The 15994-nt window shown below is 57.5% G+C and carries 15 protein-coding genes, 4 tRNA genes and 1 riboswitch; of the genes, 5 read left to right on the plus strand and 14 right to left on the minus strand.

Annotated elements, in window-relative coordinates; translation table 11 throughout:
- Window positions 1–42 precede the first annotated feature (42 nt).
- The 3 genes from ACRER8_RS20695 to ACRER8_RS20705 form a co-directional block, all read right to left on the minus strand.
- Window positions 43–870 carry an EamA family transporter gene (locus ACRER8_RS20695; RefSeq protein WP_431748059.1) on the minus strand — a complete coding sequence of 276 codons (828 nt, stop codon included), beginning with the start codon at window positions 868–870 and terminating at the stop codon, window positions 43–45.
- 75 nt (window positions 871–945) lie between these two features.
- The gene (gcvA, locus tag ACRER8_RS20700; protein WP_431748060.1) at window positions 946–1851 is read right to left on the minus strand and encodes a transcriptional regulator GcvA; all 906 of its coding nucleotides are present in this window, start codon (window positions 1849–1851) and stop codon (window positions 946–948) included.
- Between the two features lie 157 nt (window positions 1852–2008).
- A tRNA-Arg gene (locus tag ACRER8_RS20705) sits at window positions 2009–2085 on the minus strand.
- Window positions 2086–2395: 310 nt separating this feature from the next.
- Here ACRER8_RS20705 and ACRER8_RS20710 point away from each other — a divergent pair.
- The 3 genes from ACRER8_RS20710 to ACRER8_RS20720 all read left to right on the plus strand — a co-directional run bounded on the left by ACRER8_RS20710 (window position 2396) and on the right by ACRER8_RS20720 (window position 3677).
- Window positions 2396–2629, plus strand: coding sequence for a hypothetical protein (locus ACRER8_RS20710; RefSeq protein ID WP_431748061.1), 234 nt, complete (start codon window positions 2396–2398; stop codon window positions 2627–2629).
- Window positions 2630–2682: 53 nt separating this feature from the next.
- The gene (locus tag ACRER8_RS20715) at window positions 2683–2880 is read left to right on the plus strand and encodes a PA3371 family protein (protein ID WP_431748062.1); all 198 of its coding nucleotides are present in this window, start codon (window positions 2683–2685) and stop codon (window positions 2878–2880) included.
- Between the two features lie 470 nt (window positions 2881–3350).
- The gene (locus ACRER8_RS20720) at window positions 3351–3677 is read left to right on the plus strand and encodes an Arc family DNA-binding protein (RefSeq protein ID WP_431748063.1); all 327 of its coding nucleotides are present in this window, start codon (window positions 3351–3353) and stop codon (window positions 3675–3677) included.
- Window positions 3678–3822: 145 nt separating this feature from the next.
- On the opposite strand, the gene mgtE is transcribed toward ACRER8_RS20720, so the two are convergent.
- Complete coding sequence (gene mgtE, locus ACRER8_RS20725) at window positions 3823–5265, minus strand: magnesium transporter (RefSeq protein ID WP_431748064.1); 1443 nt, start codon at window positions 5263–5265, stop codon at window positions 3823–3825.
- 322 nt (window positions 5266–5587) lie between these two features.
- Between mgtE and ACRER8_RS20730 the strand changes: the two genes are divergently transcribed.
- Entirely contained in the window at window positions 5588–6091 is a 504-nt protein-coding gene (locus ACRER8_RS20730; protein WP_431748065.1) for a DUF4124 domain-containing protein, read from the plus strand.
- A gap of 50 nt (window positions 6092–6141) precedes the next feature.
- Here the strand turns inward: ACRER8_RS20730 and ACRER8_RS20735 are convergent.
- From ACRER8_RS20735 to ltaE, 7 genes are all read right to left on the minus strand, one after another.
- Window positions 6142–6218, minus strand: a tRNA-Arg gene (locus ACRER8_RS20735).
- 133 nt (window positions 6219–6351) lie between these two features.
- Window positions 6352–6428 (minus strand) — tRNA-Arg (locus ACRER8_RS20740).
- Between the two features lie 107 nt (window positions 6429–6535).
- Window positions 6536–6626, minus strand: a tRNA-Ser gene (locus ACRER8_RS20745).
- 62 nt (window positions 6627–6688) lie between these two features.
- Entirely contained in the window at window positions 6689–6877 is a 189-nt protein-coding gene (gene csrA / locus ACRER8_RS20750; RefSeq protein ID WP_020290522.1) for a carbon storage regulator CsrA, read from the minus strand.
- Window positions 6878–7058: 181 nt separating this feature from the next.
- On the minus strand, window positions 7059–8291 hold the full coding sequence (locus ACRER8_RS20755; RefSeq protein WP_431748066.1) for an aspartate kinase: 1233 nt from the start codon (window positions 8289–8291) through the stop codon (window positions 7059–7061).
- 92 nt (window positions 8292–8383) lie between these two features.
- A complete protein-coding gene (alaS, locus tag ACRER8_RS20760; RefSeq protein ID WP_431748067.1) occupies window positions 8384–11008 on the minus strand; it encodes an alanine--tRNA ligase in 2625 nt (874 codons plus the stop codon).
- 143 nt (window positions 11009–11151) lie between these two features.
- Window positions 11152–12156: a low-specificity L-threonine aldolase gene (gene ltaE, locus ACRER8_RS20765; protein ID WP_431748068.1), complete on the minus strand. Its 1005-nt coding sequence runs from the start codon at window positions 12154–12156 to the stop codon at window positions 11152–11154.
- A gap of 184 nt (window positions 12157–12340) precedes the next feature.
- A riboswitch (FMN riboswitch) is annotated at window positions 12341–12485 on the plus strand.
- A gap of 125 nt (window positions 12486–12610) precedes the next feature.
- On the opposite strand from ltaE, the gene ACRER8_RS20770 reads away from it, so the two are divergent.
- Window positions 12611–13105 (plus strand): 6,7-dimethyl-8-ribityllumazine synthase, encoded by a 495-nt coding sequence (locus ACRER8_RS20770; protein ID WP_431748069.1) that lies wholly within the window; start codon window positions 12611–12613, stop codon window positions 13103–13105.
- Window positions 13106–13257: 152 nt separating this feature from the next.
- Here the strand turns inward: ACRER8_RS20770 and astE are convergent, their stop codons facing one another.
- The 3 genes from astE to astB form a co-directional block, all read right to left on the minus strand.
- Window positions 13258–14265, minus strand: a complete 1008-nt coding sequence (gene astE / locus ACRER8_RS20775; RefSeq protein ID WP_431748070.1) for a succinylglutamate desuccinylase — start codon at window positions 14263–14265, stop codon at window positions 13258–13260.
- 14 nt (window positions 14266–14279) lie between these two features.
- Window positions 14280–14564, minus strand: a complete 285-nt coding sequence (locus ACRER8_RS20780; protein WP_431748071.1) for a topoisomerase II — start codon at window positions 14562–14564, stop codon at window positions 14280–14282.
- Between the two features lie 70 nt (window positions 14565–14634).
- Window positions 14635–15981 (minus strand): N-succinylarginine dihydrolase, encoded by a 1347-nt coding sequence (gene astB, locus ACRER8_RS20785; RefSeq protein ID WP_431748072.1) that lies wholly within the window; start codon window positions 15979–15981, stop codon window positions 14635–14637.
- Between the last annotated feature and the right edge of the window lie 13 nt (window positions 15982–15994).

The raw sequence follows: 15994 nt of genomic DNA on the forward strand, positions 1-15994 counted from the left end.
GGACTCAAATCCCGTGGCTTTTTCGCTTCTGCGGCCAACCCGTCAACCGATGATGACTGTGCCAGTGGCAATCACTACGCAGGCGAGGATTTTTCGAACGGTCAGCGACTCACCCAGGAAGAAATAGCCAATCAATGCCGCGAACAGCACGCTGGTTTCGCGCAGGGCTGACACCGCGCCCATGGGCGCGTTGGACATGGCGTAAATGACGATTCCATAAGCCAGAAGCGAAACCAGCCCACCTATGAAAGCGGTCATGAATCCGGGCCTGATGGTCAACAAGCTGCGTGCGTCGCGCAGAGCGATGTACACCGGTGGCATCAATACGCCCCATAACGCACACATCCATACCGTGTAAGCCATCGGAGCGCCGGACACGCGCACGCCAATGCCATCGGTCACGCTATAAGCGGCAATGAAGCAGCCGGTTCCCAAGGCGTACGGCAGGCTGGGGGTGGCCAGACTGCGACCTTTGAAGGCCAGTGAAATGATCCCGCCCGACACCAGCACAATCCCGGCCAGAGCGCTGGCGGCGACACTCTCCCCAGCAAAAATCGAGGCAAAAATGGTGATCAGGACAGGCGAAGAGCCACGAGAAACAGGATAGGTTTGCCCAAGGTCACCGACCTGATAGGTACGCACCAGAAACAGGTTGTAGCCCACATGCAGGACTGCCGAAAGTACGACGCAAAACCAGCTGGCTCTCGCGGGCGGCTCCAGAAACAAGGCCGCTATTGCGCTGGCGATCGCGACAGCTACGCACATGATGGTCATGGACCAGAGTCGGTCGGCACCACCGCGCAGCAGCGCATTCCAGCTAGCGTGCAGCAAGGCGGCAAAAAGGACCAAGAGGATGATGTGAAAAGGCATGCGCCATACTAGACAGCGCACAGTGCTCAATTAAAGCGAAGTCTACTCATCGAAGCATGAGCAAATCCTCATACTTCATCCATAAGCCGTCTGTGCTCGCAGCGCCTCCTGAATCAACCAGTTGCGAAAGCAAGTCACATGAGGCTGCGATTCGATACCTTTCGGGCAGACGAAATAATAGGCAACTGGGGATGGGAACGGGATATCGAACAACCTGACCAGACTTGCCTCGCTGATTTCCTTTTCCACATGACCGCTGCGCACCAACGCGATTCCCTGCCCCAGCAACGCTGCCTCCACCGTCATGTTGGTGTCCGCGAATCTGACGCTTTCCTGAAGAGAGGAAATGCTCAGTCCAATGTGTTGAAACCATACCTCCCACTTCGGCACCAGATCAGCGCCGTCTCGGGTAAGCATCGGGTAGCGCAACAGTTCGGCAGGTTCCCGTGGCCTGCCGAAGCGATGCAACAGATCGGGGCTCGCAACCGGAAAAATCTGCTCCCGAAACATGAATTCCGAGTAGAGCGCTGGATAGTTGCCGTTGCCCAAGCGGATCGCGACATCGGCTTCGCCATTCGAAAAATTGATGGCTTTATCGGTAGTTTCCAGCGCTACCAGTATCTCAGGATGCTGCTGGGCCAGGCTGGGCAATCTCGGGAGCAGCCACTTGAGCGCGAACGAGTAGGTCGTACTGACCTTTAGCCGTACCCTTCCCTTCTGCTCTCTCAGATCGGCGAGCGTTGCCTCCAGGTTGGAGAAAAACTCACGCACGATGGGCGCAAGGGCTGCACCGGCAGGGGTCAGGGTCAACGACTTGCCGCGCTGGAATAATTGCAGGCCCCAGATGTCCTCCAGATGCTTGAGCTGATGACTCACCGCACTCTGAGTGACATGCAATTCTTCCGATGCAGAAGTGAACGTCGCGTGACGTGTCGCGACTTCGAAAGCGCGCAAGGTGGCGGTAGGCGGCAGATCTCTCATGTCGTCGCTTCTGGGCGAGCAGTACTCGACCCGCCTTCTTATGAATGAACGCTCATGATAGAGCAACCTCACAGAAACGGCTTGAAGGGAACGCTACGGGGAGGTTGTGGTGCCGCTCGGTGTCATGGGAACGCGAACGTGCGGGTGATGAAATATATGGTGTCCCAGGCGGGGTTCGAACCTGCAACCTTCCCCTTAGGAGGGGGATGCTCTATCCAATTGAGCTACTGAGACATTTGCCAGCGCTTTGAATGGCGCCAGCGGGACGGCGAGCATGTTAACGGCAAGCCCTTGTTTTGTCATGTCGTCATTGTCTTTTTAAGGTGTAGTCCGCCGGGTGTTTGACTGTGGCTGCTCCGCCATCATGCAATTTGCAATACCGCAAAATGACATCATTGCAAACTGCAACCAAGTGCCGATCATTAAAACAATTAACTTATTGATTTGTAAGGATATTTTTTAATAAATCGATTGGCATGCAGACTGCATTATTCCCTTCCGTGCATACCCCTTCATACATCAATTCCAAACGAAGGTAATCGAGATGAACCTGACTCTCTCCCTCTTGAACGCTGCGGCATTGGTCGCACTGGTGGCTTTTCACTTCCAGGACGGTGGCAGCAAACCCGAGAGCGTTGCTGTTCAGGCTCAACCGCATTACCTCATGAAGGAGGCTCCGCGCTTCGTCGCGACTCCGGCGCACCGCTCAGATGCCATGCTGGCCAACGACACCGATGAAGCGATCCCCGTCGACCGCTCCGAACGCTGGGTGTTCTGATACCGCCGCTGATTGCAAGGGTTTGCCAATCCGTTTTTCTCGCGAGAACAGCCATGTCAAAAGCAGCACTTTCGTTTCTGATTCTGGCCATTATGGCCATCGCAGCAGATCAATTGCTTCCCGTTTCAATGGACGCGCTTGGGACTGTCGCTAAAGCGGCCGCCGGCTTGTTTGCCAGCCTGTTTGTAGTCGCACTGTTTGTCGGTAGACGCATCAAGTTTGATCCGGTCCTGCGTCAAGCCAAGCCATAAAGATCGCCCAATCCCGAGCGCCTGCCTAAATATGGCGCAATTCATATCGATTCCATCCATCACTCCGATAACCCGCCGAGAGACCCTTCGTCTCTTTCTCGGCGGTGTTCTCGTAATTTCTCCCAGACGCTTCTACGCTGAGGACAGATAGCCATCATGGCGAGCGTTTACGTAGATCTACGCGTGTAGTATCCGCGCTGGATCCGACGCAGCTTAGATTGTCGATCTGAACGGCGGCATCCTGGAACTTTGCTAACCAGAACGCATTTTGGATAATTGGTGCTGGCTAAACGCCTTTATCTCATTCAATATTTGTCACAGATTTGACGCCAAGGTTACGACGCATTGATGCATGATGACGGGCCTTTATGCTGGCAGGTTGAACATTTCGTCGAAATGAGAGTCAGAGGATGACATCTCGCGGCCTTATGCATGAACCGCCTCCCCTTTGAACTAAATCGGTTAAATATATGAGCCCTATGAAACAGGCCACTTATTCCAGTCGCACAGCTGACAAGTTCGTTGTCCGTCTTCCGGAAGGCATGCGCGAGCGCATTGCGGAAGTCGCCAAGCAGCACCATCGCAGCATGAACTCTGAAATCATTGCGCGTCTTGAACAAAGCCTGATTCAGGAAGGCGCGTTTGGTGATGAGCCGAGCCTGCGTCTGGACAGCCCGGAGCTGTCATTGCACGAACGTGAGCTGCTGCAACGCTTCCGCCAGCTCGCTCATCGCCAGCAGAATGCTCTGGTTTCGCTTATTGCACACGACACCAGCCTGGCCGCCGACGACGAATAAGTCCCGAACGCCAAAGACTAAAAAGCCAGCCTCGAGCTGGTTTTTTTGTGGGCGAGTGCTACTGACGATCGAACGCTATTAACGGTTAAAAGATGCCCAAAACAAAAAACCGCCATTCAAGGCGGTGTTTTGTCGTTCGATTAGGTTAAAGCAGGAATACTGTCGCCAGCCCCAGGAAGATGAAGAATCCTCCGCTGTCGGTCATGGCAGTGATCATCACGCTAGAGCCCATCGCAGGATCTCGCCCAAGGCGTGCGAGCGTCATTGGGATCAACACGCCCATGAACGCCGCGAGCAGCAGGTTCAACGTCATCGCCGCAGTCATGACCACGCCCAGCGACCAGCTGTGATAGAGCAGGTAGGCAACGATGCCGATTACGCCGCCCCAGACCAGACCATTGACCAGCGCAACCCCCAGCTCCTTGCGCATCAAGCGCGAGGTGTTGCCGGTGCTGACCTGATCCAGTGCCATGGCGCGAACGATCATGGTGATGGTCTGGTTGCCTGAGTTCCCACCGATACCCGCCACGATTGGCATCAGTGCCGCGAGGGCTACCAGCTTTTCGATCGAACCTTCGAACAGACCGATCACTCGCGACGCGATGAAAGCAGTGATCAGGTTGACCGCCAGCCATGACCAACGGTTACGCAATGAGCGCCAGACCGACGCGAAGATGTCTTCCTCTTCACGCAGACCAGCCATGTTGAGAACTTCTGTCTCGCTCTCTTCACGAATCAGGTCAACCATTTCGTCGATGGTCAGGCGGCCGATCAGCTTGCCGTTCTTGTCCACCACCGGTGAGGAAATAAGGTCATAACGCTCGAAAGCCTGTGCGGCTTCATAAGCGTCGCTATCAGGATGAAAGCTGACCGTGTCGCTGGCCATGACTTCCGACACCTGCTTTTCAGGGTCATTGACCAGCAGACGCTTGATCGGCAGCACGCCCTTTAGCACACCATCGTAATCGACCACGAACAGTTTATCGGTGTGGCCCGGCAGCTCCTTGAGGCGACGCAGGTAACGCAGAACCACTTCAAGACTGACGTCTTCGCGAATGGTGACCATCTCGAAGTCCATCAGCGCGCCCACCTGATCCTCGTCATAGGACAAGGCCGAACGTACGCGCTCGCGCTGCTGGCTGTCGAGGGCTTCCATCAACTCATGAACAACGTCGCGCGGCAGCTCTGGCGCAAGGTCAGCGAGTTCGTCCGCGTCCATTTCCTTGGCGGCGGCCAGCAACTCGTGATCGTCCATGTCGGCGATCAGCGTCTCACGTACGGAGTCGGACACTTCGAGAAGAATGTCGCCATCGCGCTCGGCCTTGACCAACTGCCAGACCGTCAAACGGTCTTCTACCGGAAGGGCTTCGAGAATATAGGCGACGTCGGCAGAGTGCAGGTCGTCGAGCTTGCGCTGAAGCTCGACAAGGTTTTGCCGGTGAACCAGGTTTTCAACGCGATCCTGATGCTGGCCTTCCTGACGATGAGTCAGATCTTCGACGACACGCTGACGCTGCAGCAGGTCGACGACTTGAGCGAGGCGATCCTGAAGGCTTTCCTGCGTTTTTTTTACTTCGATTTCGGTCATAGGCGAACTCCACTCCCAGCAGTGGACCACGCCGGAAGATCAATCAGTCGATTCTTGATTGGTAAAGCTTGGTTCTAAGTTGCTACTGGGTAAGTCCATGGAGGTATTCCACAAGCCCCGGCGGGGCTGACGGGCGCAATCATACACCGCTTGCCGAGGCTTTATGTTAAAAATTCAACGTGGAACAAGCGCTTGCAACACAATGTTAAGCATTGTCCGAGTCATTATTGCTACGACGTCACATCCAGAGAAGAAAACACGCTCGCCCGACAAATTACATCTGGCTAGGCTGCCCTGACACCCCGTCAAGGAGGACGCCGTCATGCCGTTGGACATTCGCAAAACCGTTATTGCTGCCCTGCTCTTCCTGCCCGTTGCCGTCGGGGCGGCATCGGTGCATCGTTGCGAAGACGAGAGCGGCAGGATCACCTTCACGACCCTGAGTTGCCCACCAGGACAGTCCCGCAAGCTGCAGAGCGTGAATAGCTCCCTTACCGGATCGGTTTCTGCGACGCCCGTGCCAGCCCCCAAATCGTTGAGAAGACAATCTGGGACCGAGTTGGTGGTGGTCGGCCAGCGAGACGATGGCTGTGGAAACGTATTGAGCGCCGAACAACGTCGCAAGGCGATCATCAATCATCAGACGCCAGCGGGCATGACCAAACGAGATGTGGAAAGCCTGCTGGGCAGGCCGGACAAAGTCATTGGGCGCAATGGAGAACTGCGTTATGTATATGAGGAAAAGAAGGGTCGCAGCCGGCAGGTGCAGTTCGATGAGCATGGATGCGTAAAAGGCTCGCGTCCAAAGGGCAAGGCGCAGAAATGAAACGGGAGAAAAGCAAAAAGCCCGCATTTGCATGCGGGCTTTTCGTTTTATGGTGCACTCGACAGGATTCGAACCTGTGACCGCTCGGTTCGTAGCCGAGTACTCTATCCAGCTGAGCTACGAGTGCAGGTGGCGCTTGATAAACCAGATCACCTCTGGTCACTGCATTTTACTTCTGGAAGTGAGTGGTACTTCCGAAGACCTGTTGAAGCCAGGCTCTTTTAAAGCTGTCGTTCATATTGCTACAAACAACGCTTAAATGGTGCACTCGACAGGATTCGAACCTGTGACCGCTCGGTTCGTAGCCGAGTACTCTATCCAGCTGAGCTACGAGTGCATTTGTTGCCGCGCATTATAGGCCGTCTAATCTTTTGGTCAAGAACTTTTTCTAGTAAATTCAACAACTTACCGATCAAGCCAGATTACAACGTACTACGCAAATAATGGCGGAGAACGGGGGATTCGAACCCCCGACACCCTTTTGAGGTGTACTCCCTTAGCAGGGGAGCGCCTTCGGCCACTCGGCCAGCTCTCCGCAACACGGGGCGTATAATAACCACCCTTTTCCCCGTTTGCAAACCAAAAATTCAATAAAAATTAATGGCTTGGTTCCTGGTCCTTCTCTTTCTTGATGCGCAGATAAATCTCTTCGCGGTGAACAGCGACTTCCTTGGGTGCATTGACCCCAATTCGTACTTGATTACCTTTCACGCCGAGCACGGTCACGGTGATTTCACCGTCCCCGATAATGAGGCTCTCCGCGCACCGACGGGTCAAAATCAGCATACCTATCTCCTCAACCTGAATTCAGGGACAACAGTCTGCACAACCAAAAGGCATCGGCCCGAGCCAGAGTCGGCAGCAGGTCTACACCCGAGTATTGACTAGCGCAGAAAAAAAAGCAGTTTTCTCGCGCCCATCAGAAACACAAAAGGCGCGGAATGAACCGCGCCCCTTGGCAAACCTCTTACTCGCCCTGACGCGGCGTGTCGAGTTCGAAAGCCGTATGAAGAGCGCGAACGGCCAGCTCCAGGTACTTCTCTTCGATCACCACCGAGACCTTGATTTCGGAAGTGGAGATCATCTGGATATTGATGCTTTCCTTGGCCAGCGCTTCGAACATGCGGCTGGCAACGCCTGCGTGCGAACGCATGCCGACGCCGACGATGGAGACCTTGGCAATCTTGGTGTCGCCAATGACTTCACGGGCACCGATTTCCCTGGCGGTGTTTTCCAGCACTTGCAGCGCGGACTGGTAGTCGTTGCGGTGCACGGTAAAGGTGAAGTCGGTGGTGTTATCGTGCGAAACGTTCTGCACGATCATGTCCACTTCGATATTCGCACCGCTGATCGGGCCCAGAATCTTGAACGCAACGCCAGGAGTGTCTGGCACCCCACGGATCGTCAGCTTGGCTTCGTCGCGGTTGAAGGCGATGCCAGAAATGATCGGCTGTTCCATGGATTCCTCTTCGTCAATGGTAATGAGGGTGCCTGGACCCTCCTTGAAGCTGTGCAGTACGCGCAGCGGGACGTTGTACTTGCCGGCGAACTCGACCGCACGGATCTGCAGGACCTTGGAACCGAGGCTGGCCATTTCCAGCATTTCTTCGAAGGTGATCTTGTCCAGACGCTGAGCCTGGGACACGACGCGCGGATCGGTGGTGTAGACGCCATCGACGTCGGTGTAGATCTGGCATTCGTCAGCTTTCAACGCTGCCGCCAGTGCAACGCCGGTGGTGTCGGAGCCTCCGCGACCCAACGTGGTGATGTTGCCGTTTTCATCGACGCCCTGGAACCCGGCGACTACCACCACACGCCCTTCTTTCAGGTCAGCGCGAATTTTCTGATCATCAATCTGCAGAATACGCGCCTTGTTGTGCGCGCTGTCAGTCAGAATGCGAACCTGATTGCCGGTATAGGACACCGCCGGTACACCGCGCTTGATCAGTGCCATGGCCAGCAAGGCAATGGTGACCTGCTCGCCAGTGGAGACGATCACGTCCAGTTCGCGAGGAACCGGCTGATCGCTGACCTGTTTGGCCAGGTCGATCAGGCGATTGGTCTCGCCGCTCATGGCGGACAGAACCACCACCAGATCATCACCCGCTTCGCGGAATTTTTTGACTTTGTCGGCCACCTGCTCGATGCGCTCGACCGAGCCCACGGAGGTGCCTCCAAATTTCTGTACGATTAAAGCCATCTCAAAGCCGCCTCAGCCCATGAAGGGCGCCCGTTAACATTCAAACCGCGTAGCGCCGCAACCCGCTGCATAGCGGGTTGCGATGGGTCGACTTAAATTCCCTGTTCGGCGAACGGGACAGCCAGCGCCAGCGCTGCGTCCAGGCCAGCGGCATCAACGCCACCGCCCTGCGCCATATCAGGACGACCGCCACCTTTACCACCAACGGCGGCAGCCGCTTGCTTCATCAAATCACCGGCTTTGAGTTGGCCAGTCAGGTCTTTGGTGACGCCCGCCACCAGTACGACCTTGTCCTCATGCACCCCACCGAGCAGGATCACTGCGCGACCGAGTTTGTTCTTCAACTGATCGACCAGGGCCAACAGCGCCTTGCCATCCTGACCGTCGAGACGGGCAGCGAGGACTTTGGCACCCTTGATGTCCACCGCAGCGGCAGACAGATCGTCGCCCGCAGCGCTGGCCGCCTTGGCCTGCAGTTGTTCCAGCTGTTTTTCCAACAGGCGATTGCGCTCCAGGACAGCCGTCAGCTTGTCCAGCAGGTTGTCGCGATTACCCTTGATCAGGCTCGCGGCTTCCTTCAGTTGTTCTTCAGCAGTGTTCAGGTAGGCCAGCGCAACCGCGCCGGTGACAGCTTCGATACGACGCACGCCGGCAGCTACGCCACCTTCGCTGATGATCTTGAACAGCGCGATGTCGCCGGTACGGTTGGCGTGGATACCGCCGCACAACTCGACCGAGAAATCACCACCCATGCTCAGCACGCGAACGCTATCGCCGTATTTCTCACCGAACAACGCCATGGCACCCTTGCGCTTGGCGGTTTCGATGTCGGTTTCTTCGGTTTCGACCGGAGTGTTCTTGCGCACTTCGGCGTTGACGATATCTTCCAGCGCCTTGATCTGCTCAGGCTTGATCGCCTCGAAATGACTGAAGTCGAAACGCAGGCGCTGACTGTCGACCAGCGAGCCTTTCTGCTGAACGTGATCGCCCAGCACCTGACGCAGGGCTGCGTGCAGCAGGTGAGTAGCCGAGTGGTTCAGGGAAGTCGCCTGACGCACCTCTGCCGCGACTTCTGTAATGACGGTAGCGCCGACTTTCAGGCTGCCTGACACCTGAATACCGTGGTGCAGGAACGCGCCGCCGGTCTTGGTGGTGTCGCTGACGTCGAAACGCGCATCGCCTGAAGTCAGGTAGCCGCTGTCGCCGATCTGACCGCCGGACTCGGCATAGAACGGAGTCTTGTCGAGAATGACCACCCCATCTTCGCCTTCATTCAACTGCTCGACGGCAATGCCTTCCTTATAGAGGGCAACGACCTTGGCGTCACCTGCAGTAGCGCTGTAACCGGTGAACTCGGTTGCCACATCGACTTTTACAAGACTGTTGTAGTCCATGCCGAAGGCACTGGCCGAACGCGCGCGCTCGCGCTGGGCATCCATCTCACGCTCGAAACCGGCCTCGTCGAGAGTCAGGTTGCGCTCACGGGCGATGTCACCGGTCAGGTCCATCGGGAAACCGTAGGTGTCATACAGTTTGAACACCACATCGCCCGGAACCACGGTGCCTTTGAGCTCGGCCAGATCCTGCTCGAGAATCTTCAGGCCCTGCTCCAGGGTCTTGGCGAACTGCTCTTCTTCGGCTTTCAGCACGCGCTCGATATGCGCCTGCTGGGATTTCAGTTCAGGGAAGGCTTCGCCCATCTCGGCGACCAGGGCCGCGACGATCTGGTAGAAGAAGCTGCCCTTGGCGCCCAGTTTGTTGCCGTGACGGCAGGCACGACGAATGATGCGACGCAGCACGTAGCCACGGCCTTCATTGGACGGCAGCACGCCATCGGCGATCAGGAAACCGCAGGAGCGGATGTGGTCGGCAACGACTTTCAGCGAAGCCTGATTATCGCTGCTGCAACCGATGGCTTTGGCAGCGGCCGCCAGCAGGCTCTGGAACAGGTCGATTTCATAGTTGGAGTTCACATGCTGCAGCACGGCGCTGACACGCTCCAGGCCCATTCCGGTGTCGACCGACGGCGCAGGCAGAGGGTGAAGCACGCCATCGGCGGTGCGGTTGAACTGCATGAAAACGTTGTTCCAGATCTCGATGTAACGGTCGCCGTCTTCTTCCGGCGAGCCCGGCGGCCCACCCCAGATCTCGGCACCGTGGTCGTAGAAAATTTCGGTGCATGGGCCGCACGGACCGGTATCGCCCATGGTCCAGAAGTTGTCCGACGCGTAAGGCGCGCCTTTGTTGTCGCCGATCCGAACCATGCGCTCGGCCGGCACGCCGACTTCCTTGGTCCAGATGTCATAGGCTTCGTCGTCCGAGGCGTAGACCGTGACCCAGAGTTTTTCCTTGGGCAGGTTCAGCCACTTCTCGGAAGTCAGGAAAGTCCAGGCATAGGTGATCGCATCGCGCTTGAAGTAGTCGCCGAAGCTGAAGTTACCCAGCATTTCGAAGAAGGTGTGGTGACGAGCGGTATAGCCGACGTTTTCCAGGTCGTTGTGCTTGCCACCGGCGCGCACGCACTTCTGGCTGCTGACGGCACGGGTATAGGCCCGCTTTTCCTGACCCAGGAAGCAGTCCTTGAACTGGTTCATGCCTGCGTTGGTGAACAGCAGGGTCGGGTCGTTGCCCGGAATCAGGGAGCTGGAGGCTACTCGGGTGTGGCCCTGCTCTTCGAAGAAGCGAAGGAAGGCTTCACGGATTTCTGCGCTTTTCATAGGTTCTTCCACGGAACTGCGGCCTGAGGCAAATGCATAACGTCATTCGACGTAGCGACGGCAAAGGGCCGCATTATATAGGCGTTGCTTCCACGGTACAGTGACTTTGTACGATAGAAGCAGCCAATTGGATTATCGGTCGGTTAGCGGATGCCGAATTCGGCAAACGCCGCGACCACCTGCTCCATCTGCGTGGCCGACGTGTCCAGGTGGGTAACCATGCGCAAACGCGGCGAAGCACTGAGAACAATCCCTCGCTCGGCGCAGAACGCCTTGAGCTGCTCGGCTCGCTCACCAATCTGCACGTAGACCATGTTGGTGTGCACCGGCTCGACATCAAAGCCCAGTTCAAGCAACGCTTTGCCCAGAAACGCGGCATTGGCGTGATCGTCGGCCAGACGTTCGACCTGATGCTCCAGCGCATACAATCCCGCCGCGGCAATCGATCCGGCCTGGCGCATGCCGCCGCCGACCATCTTGCGCAAACGCCGCGCCTTGGCAATGAACTCGCTCGATCCGCACAATACCGAGCCGATGGGCGCGCCCAGGCCTTTGGACAGGCAGACCGACACCGAATCGAAATGCTGCGCAATCTCGCGGGCGTCCACGCCCAACTTGACGGCAGCGTTGTAGAGACGCGCGCCGTCCAGATGCAGACCTAGCCCCTTTTCACGAGTCAGTTTGCGCGCCGCCGCCAGATAGTCCAGGGACAGGACTTTGCCCTGCATGGTGTTCTCCAGCGCCAGCAAACGGGTGCGGGCGAAATGGAAATCGTCGGCCTTGATCGCAGCCACGACCTGATTCAGGTCCAGCGAACCATCGGCCTGGTTATCCAGAGGTTGCGGCTGGATCGAACCCAGCACTGCCGCGCCGCCGCCTTCATATTTGTAGGTGTGGGCCTGCTGGCCCACGATGTACTCATCCCCACGCTCGCAATGCGCCATCAGGCCCAACAGGTTGCTCATGGTGCCGCTCGGCACGAACAACCCAGCGGCAAACCCCAGGCGCTCCGCCAGCCAGGACTCCAACTTGTTGACCGTCGGGTCTTCGCCATACACGTCGTCGCCCAGAGGCGCGCGGGCCATGGCGTCGCGCATACCCGCGGTGGGTTGGGTCACTGTGTCGCTACGCAGATCGATAACCGTCACGATGGAACTCCCTGAAAGGTGGTTCGGACTTCAGTTTTGAGGCCGCAAGCAACGATAATCAAGGCTTCGGACCGGAATTCCAAGATGCGCTTATAAGAAAAGCTGATGAAAACCATCAAAAAGGCTCCATGCACATTCTGAAAATCTGTGTTACAAACTGCACGCCGACGAATTATGCAGTTGGCAACGTTCTCAGGGCGGGGTGCGATTCCCCACCGGCGGTAATGGCGCGCAATGCGTCTAGCCCGCGAGCGCTCGCTTAGCGAGGTCAGCAGACCTGGTGAGATCCCAGGGCCGACGGTCATAGTCCGGATGAAGAGAGAACGGGATTGGCACCAAAGGGTCGTCTCGAAGCATTGCCACGTGCGCTTGTCGCCGACTCTGCTATCGACCGTACCCGGCATCCCCTTCGATCCAAACGCCCTGTTTTTTAATTAAACAGGAGTCAGAACACATGCAACCTACCGCTATTCACGCTCACGAGCGCATCGCTTTCATTCAAGCTTGCTGGCACAAAGATATCGTCGATCAGGCGCGCAAAGGCTTCGTTGCCGAAATGGCGAACCACGGTTATGCCGAGAGCGATATCGACTTCTTCGAAGTGGGCGGCGCGTTTGAAATTCCGCTGCACGCCAAACTGCTGGCCAACACCTGTCGCTACGGCGGCGTCGTCGCTGCAGGTCTGGTAGTGGATGGCGGGATCTATCGTCACGAGTTCGTCGCGCAGTCGGTGATCAGCGCGCTGATGCAGGTTCAGCTGGAAACCGAAGTGCCGGTGTTCTCGGTGGTCCTGACTCCGCATCACTTCCACGCCGGTGAAGAGCACCAGAAATTCTTCTTCGATCATTTCGTGCACAAGGGCCAGGAAGCGGCCAAGACCTGCGCCGATACCTTGGCCAAACTGCGTGCAGTGCGTCGGCTGGGTGAGTCGCAGAAAGCGGCGGGTTGATTCAACGCCACTCCCACAACTGGGCACAGAACAACTGTGGGAGGGAATTCATTCGCGATGCGCTAGTACATCCGCCGGATATGTGTCGGATGTACGGGCCTATCGCGAATGAATTCGCTCCCACAGGGCGATCACACCCGTTTCAGAATCCGTCAGCCCAACTGCTCATCGGTAGTCGGCACGATCAGAATCCCCGCGCGCAGGCCGTTCTTGACCTTCGGGTTAGGGAAGATGATGCGCGCGCCCTCCTCCTCCACGACCCAGCGCGAATCGGACTGGTCTTCGGCCAACAGAAAGCCTTTGTCCAGCTCGGTGAAGTTCTCGATGTCGTCCGGCAAATGCAGGCGGAACGCATCGCTGCGCTTGATGACCTCCCGCGCAACGCTGAACAGCTTCAGTCCGTCAATCTGATCGCCCACCGGCGCCTCGGTCCCACTGATCAACTGCTCCAACGAGGCCTTCAACAGAGAAAGGTTGACCTGCTGGTTCTGCCCAAACGGGCGCGCCTTGCCCAGTTCCAGGGTGAAAGACTCCGCCCCGAGCTTGTCATAGGTGTAGGCGCTGAACACGATGGAGGGCTTGTTCTGCAGCAGCACTGCCTCCATCCCCGCGCCATGCAGGCGGACCAACTCGCGGAGTGAATGCTGACGACCCTCTTTCCACGGATACAGCGCGAACTGTTCGATCTTCGAGCCACGAATGGCGGTGTGCAGATCGTAGTGCAGCCGATAGCGGTCGGCCACGCTGAAGAAGGCCGCAGCCAGACGTTCAAGCTCGCAGGCGCGCAGCGCCTCATTCCCACTGCTCTGTTCATGACGGCCATTGAACAGCCGATTGACGTCCTGCTCGACATAACGCTCGCCGCGGCGCATGGCCGCAGGGTTGCCGAAAAGAAACAGAATACGCGCGCGAGGCTTGAGTTCACTTCGGGCGATGGCGTGAATCAGCTCGTCGAGCAACTCGATCGGCGCGGTTTCATTGCCATGAATGCCCGCCGACAGGAGCAGATCGGTTCCGTTGTCCTGAGCCTCGGGCGGTCGGACTTCCAGCGCACCCTCGGCCAGCCAGCGCAAACGCACGCCTTCGACGGTCAGTTGAGTCTTTTCGGCGGGTTCGCGACCCGCCAGGGTCAGTTCAAGCAGTTTGCCGAGGGCGAGCATGGGCTGATTCCTGCTTAGTGGTTGCAGTCCGGGCCATGGACATGATCATCGTCATCACCGACGTCTGCCGGCTCCATTTCCAGTTGCAGGCTGACCAAGTTGGTCGCCAGCGGACGCAGCAGCAGATTGGCGTACTCGGCATCGTCTTCTTCGACGTCCACACCGATCAGCAATTGACCGCGGCCGTCTTGCTGAATCCACACTTCTTTGCCCTGCCAGATCACGGCAAAACGAGTGCAGGAAGTTTCCAGCTGAGTGCCATCGGTGTCTTCAAGGATCAAACGCAGCGCGTCGGTCATGTCAAATTCTCTCTGTATAAAAGCAGACATCGCCAGACGCCGATCAGCGTCTGGCGATGTCACTGGGATATCAAATGATTTGGAAAGGATAGACCGCGCCCAGCTTCAGGTGCTGCGTCAGCTCATCCAGTGCCGTACGGCATTCGGTCAACAGCTGCGGGTCGGCCAGGTCATTTTCGCTCAGGCGATCGCGATAGTGCTTGTCCACCCACTGAATCAGTGTGTCGTACAACGGCGCTGTCATGATAACCCCTGGGTTGACCGCCGCCAGTTCCGTTTCATTCAGCGCCACCCGCAAACGCAGACACGCCGGGCCGCCACCGTTCTGCATGCTCTGTTTGAGATCGAAGACCTTGACCTCGCGAATCGGGCTCTCATCGGCAATCAGGCGCTGCAGATAATTCCAAACACGCTCGTTGCTGCGGCATTCTTCCGGCACGATCAGCAACATCGAGCCATCAGCACGGGACAGCAGCTGGCTATTGAACAGGTATGAACGCACGGCGTCATCGACCGCCACTTCAGTGCGCGGAACGCAGATGGCCTGAAAACGGCCGCCACGACGACCGAGCTTGTCGTGCAGTTCGCTGAGCATGTGTTCGGTATTGAGGAAAGCGTCTTCGTGATAGAAGAGCACCTCGCCATTGCCGACTGCGATCACGTCGTTGTGGAACACACCCTGATCGATCACCGCCGGATTCTGTTGCGCGTAAACGACGCCTTCATCGCTCAGCCCGTGCAGACGCGCCACGGCCTGCGAGGCTTCGAGGGTCTGCCGCGCCGGGTATTTCTGCGGCGCGGGGAAGCGGGTATCGAACGCGGCACGACCGAATACGAAGAACTCCACCCCTGCCTCGCCATAGCTGCGGCAGAAACGCGTGTGGTTGGCCGCCCCCTCGTCGCCGAACTGGGCGACGGCGGGCAAAGCGGCGTGATGAGCGAAATGCTGCTGGTCGGCGAACATCGCGCCCAGCACACGGCTGGTGGTCGGGTGTTCGATGCTGCGGTGGTATTTGCAGTTGAGGTTGGCGGCAGTGAAATGTACGCGTCCGTCGGCAGTGTCGGCGCTGGGGCTGACTGTGGCAGCGTTCGCTACCCACATGCTCGACGCCGAGCAACTGGCCACCAGCAGCGGCATGGATTGTTTAGCCGCACGCTCGATGACCTGCGCGTCGGTGCCGCCAAAACCCAACTTGCGCAGACCGGCAACGTCCGGGCGCTCCTGTGGCGCAAGCACACCCTGGGTGAAGCCCAGCTCGGTCAACGCCTTCATCTTCGCCAAACCCTGCAGCGCCGCTTCCCGAGGATTGGAAGATTGCTGGCAGTTGCTCTGCGATGCGACGTTGCCGTAGGACAGCCCACCGTAGTTATGGGTCGGCCCCACTAGACCGTCAAAGTTGACTTCACAGGATTTCATCGGTGACGCTCCG

Source organism: Pseudomonas sp., from assembly GCF_050739935.1.
In the GTDB taxonomy this organism is placed as follows: domain Bacteria; phylum Pseudomonadota; class Gammaproteobacteria; order Pseudomonadales; family Pseudomonadaceae; genus Aquipseudomonas.